General features: G+C 74.6%; 3 protein-coding genes. 2 read left to right on the forward strand and 1 reads right to left on the reverse strand.

Annotated elements, in window-relative coordinates:
* Positions 1-73: 73 nt before the first annotated feature.
* Positions 74-1,015 carry a DUF6177 family protein gene (locus E1200_RS32215; protein WP_243709018.1) on the forward strand — a complete coding sequence of 314 codons (942 nt, stop codon included), beginning with the start codon at positions 74-76 and terminating at the stop codon, positions 1,013-1,015.
* A gap of 86 nt (positions 1,016-1,101) precedes the next feature.
* Entirely contained in the window at positions 1,102-2,517 is a 1,416-nt protein-coding gene (locus tag E1200_RS32220) for a DUF1266 domain-containing protein (RefSeq protein ID WP_131956285.1), read from the forward strand.
* Between the two features lie 3 nt (positions 2,518-2,520).
* Here the strand turns inward: E1200_RS32220 and E1200_RS32225 are convergent, their stop codons facing one another.
* On the reverse strand, positions 2,521-2,985 hold the full coding sequence (locus tag E1200_RS32225; protein WP_243709019.1) for a hypothetical protein: 465 nt from the start codon (positions 2,983-2,985) through the stop codon (positions 2,521-2,523).
* Positions 2,986-3,250 lie beyond the last annotated feature (265 nt).

Consider the following 3,250-nt stretch of genomic DNA (forward strand, 5'->3'; position numbering starts at 1 on the left):
CCTCCGCCCCGTCTCCGCTCCCGCCTCCGCCGCGACCGCCCGGCATGACCGCGATGGCTACAATCCCCGGGAGATGAGCACTGTAGACGCGCTGACCGACCAGGCCATGGTCGTGCTGCAGGACCGGCCCCTGGTGCCGCTGAGCGCCTGGCTGAACAAGGCCCTCGGCGACTGCGTCGCCGGCGGCCGCACCCTGCAGCTGGTCACCCCCCTGGACTCCCGGCTGTCGCTCCCCCTGCGCACCGCCGCGTCGGGCAACGACGTGCAGTGGGTCGTCCGGCACGGCGACGGCTACTACGAGGGCCTGACCGGACGGCCGCTGAAATGGGGCGGCGGGTCGTTCGTCCCCGTGCCCGAGGCCCGTGACTACGCGCCCGGGTTCACCACCCGGCCGAGCGTCCCCATCGGCGCGCAGCTCACCCTCGTCTACCGCACCAGGCACGGCGCCGAGGGCGACCTGGGCGGGCCCGTCGAGCGCCTCCTGCAGCTGCTCACCGGCAAGCCCCCCGGCGCGCTCGGACCGGCCGAGCCGCTGGAGCACCCGTGGCGCCGCGACCGGTTCACCGAGTACGCGCGGGGACGTTCGACCGCGCGGCTCTTCGTCGTCGGCGACGGCCCGCGGCCCGCCCAGGCGATCTGCGACTTCACCACGAGCACCGGGGGCGCCGTCGGGGAGGTCAGCACCGTCACCATCGGCTACATGCCGGAGGACCCGCCGCCCCTGCAGCACCTCCCGGCGCTCGTCGGCGCGCTGGCCGCCGACCAGCCGATCGCGTCGCTGTTCGTCCAGCTCACCCCGGGCCGCGCCGACCTCACCACCGAGCCCCGCTGGACGGGCGCGCCCGCCCCGGTCGCGCTGGCCGTCGCCGGGACGGTCACCGGGCCGAACGGCATCCCCGGGCAGCCGGTCGGCCCGCCGAACGCCCCGCTGACGTTCTTCCCCCTCGGAGACGGCCGCTCCCAGGACGGCTGGCAGCGGCACAGCCACCTCATGCAGCACCTCCAGCCGGCCTGACCCGGCGGCACCGCCGCCCGGTACGCGGGCGTTCCGCGAAAACCGGCGGATGATCTACACGTGGGGGATGATGTACGGTCCTGCCCATGGGACAGGCCGGTCAGCTCGACGCGCTTGAGCGGGCCGTCGAGGGGACACTCGCCCAAGGGTCGTTCGAGTACGACGGCGACGCGGCGGTCCTGCGGATCGAAGGCGCCCCCGTCCAGGCGACCACCTGGCTCCTGGCCTGCGGCACCGGCGGCATCGCGCTGCTGCTCGCCGGGGCCGTGCTGTCCCTCGCCGGGCTTCCCGACGAGGCGCGCTGGCTGCTGGCCCCCGGGGCCGGGCTGCTCGGCTGCACGCTCGGCTGCAGCCTGTTGGTCCGCTACACCCCGCTGGTCCGCCTCTGGGCGGACGTGGAGCTGCGGTTCACGGAGCGGGCTCTGGTGCACCGGCGCAAACGGGTGCCGTTCGGCGAGCTGCGGCCCGAGCACCTGGTGTGGAAGAACGGCTGGTTCTTCCGGCGCCTCTACGTCCGGCACCCGTCGCTGCGCAAGCAGCTCGCCGGGTTCTTCGGCAGCGAGGAGCGCCAGGCCGCCGAGTTCCAGAAGCGGCTCTGGGAACTGATCTCCGCGCCGGACCTCGCGGCCTGCGGCGGCCTCACCCCCGTGCAGCGCTGGATCATCGCGGCCGGCGCCCCCTACGGCGCGGTCAACGGCTTCCTCGTCGACCGCCTCGGCACCGCCCCCGGCGACTCCGCCGCGGCCGCCGACCGCCGCACCGCCCACGAACTCCTCCGGGACCCGTGGGGCGCCTACGACCTGGAGCAGCTCCTCGGCTCCGTCAACTGGCTCGTCCAGGACGGGCACCGCGCCGGGTTCGCCCGCGACTCCGCCCTCGCCGCCCGGCCGCCCGCCGCGCAGCAGGAGTACGGGGCGCTGCTGCGGGAGGTCGGCGACCTCATCGCCCGCGACGACCTCGAACCGCCGTTCGTCGAGCGGCTGATCGCACTGGTCCGCGTCCGGTACGGGGACGAGGGCGGCTCGTACGCGCGGCTCGTCCCGCGGCTGCTCCGCGACGAGCCCGGCGCGGACGTCAGTGAGGAGGGGGCCGAGCTCGCCCGGTTCCTCCACCAGCTGTTCAACGACCGCGACCACGCGGCCGGGGAGCTGCACCGCCTGCGGCTCCTCGCCGACCCGGCGCTGCGCGCGAACGTCGAACGCTTCCTCATCTGGGACTACGGGCGCGCCCTCATGCTCTACCGCTGGGGCCACATGGTCGGCTGGCTGACCGAGGAGTACTGCTGGGAGCGGATGCTGCCGCTGGCGGTCGACATCCAGCGCCGGTACGCGTCCTGGCGCGACATGGCCACCTGCTACCTGCAGGGGCGGCTGCTGTGGTCGGGCGGCGGCGGGAAGGCGCAGGCCGAGTACGAGCGGGTCGTCCAGAACCTGCTCACCGAGCCGCGCAGCCCATGGAACACCGTCCCGTGGGACCTGCCGCTCACCCGCGACTGGGCGTGACCGTCAGCCCCCGATGACGCCGCCGTGGTACGCGGCGCCGTCCTGCCCGGGAACCCCGACCGCCGGCCCGCCGCCCTGCTGGGCCGCCTTCCAGCTGCGCGCCGGCGCCTCGCTCGCCCCGTCCGGGTAGACGGTCCCGCCGGCCCAGTGCACGAGCGAGTCGGCGAACCTGCGCGCCACCCGCACCGCGTCGGGCAGGTCGGCCGCGGCGCGGATGTCCACCCACCAGATCGGGGCGGTGACGCGGTCGGCGAACTCGGCGCCGAGCAGCCGGCGGATCTCGCTGTGCGCCGACACCTGCACCGCGTCCTCGATCGAGACGAGCAGCCGGCCCTCCGCGTCGAACAGGAGGGTCGGCTCCGGTTCCCCGCCGCGCAGCTCCAGCGGCTCGCCCAGGGCGATCAGACCGTCCGCCACGGCGTGCACGTCCGGACGGCGGCGCACCAGCGCCACCAGGTCACTGCTCATCGGGTCACCCCAGCCTCGGACGGACCGGGCGGGCCGTCGCGGCGCTCGGCGACGGGTCGCCGGCTCGTGTCGGACACCTGCCTCCTTCTCCCCCGCAACCATATGAGACTTCCGCACGCGCCGCCGCCGTCCCCGGCACGTACATCCGAGTCATACCTACCATCCCCCAGCATTTCGCCAGCTTCTGCCCGCTACTCTGGTCTGATCTCATCAGGCACCCCGCTTGACCCGCACGGAGCGTTCCAATGAACTCCCCCCAATGGCC

Origin of the sequence: Actinomadura sp. GC306 (assembly GCF_004348665.1) — a bacterium.
Lineage (GTDB): Bacteria > Actinomycetota > Actinomycetes > Streptosporangiales > Streptosporangiaceae > Spirillospora.

Coding starts and splice junctions, on each gene's coding strand:
- E1200_RS32225 (WP_243709019.1), bottom strand. CDS start 2,985: ATGAGCAGTGACCTGGTGGCGCTGGTGCGCCGCCGTCCGGACGTGCAC.
- E1200_RS32220 (WP_131956285.1), top strand. CDS start 1,102: ATGGGACAGGCCGGTCAGCTCGACGCGCTTGAGCGGGCCGTCGAGGGG.
- E1200_RS32215 (WP_243709018.1), top strand. CDS start 74: ATGAGCACTGTAGACGCGCTGACCGACCAGGCCATGGTCGTGCTGCAG.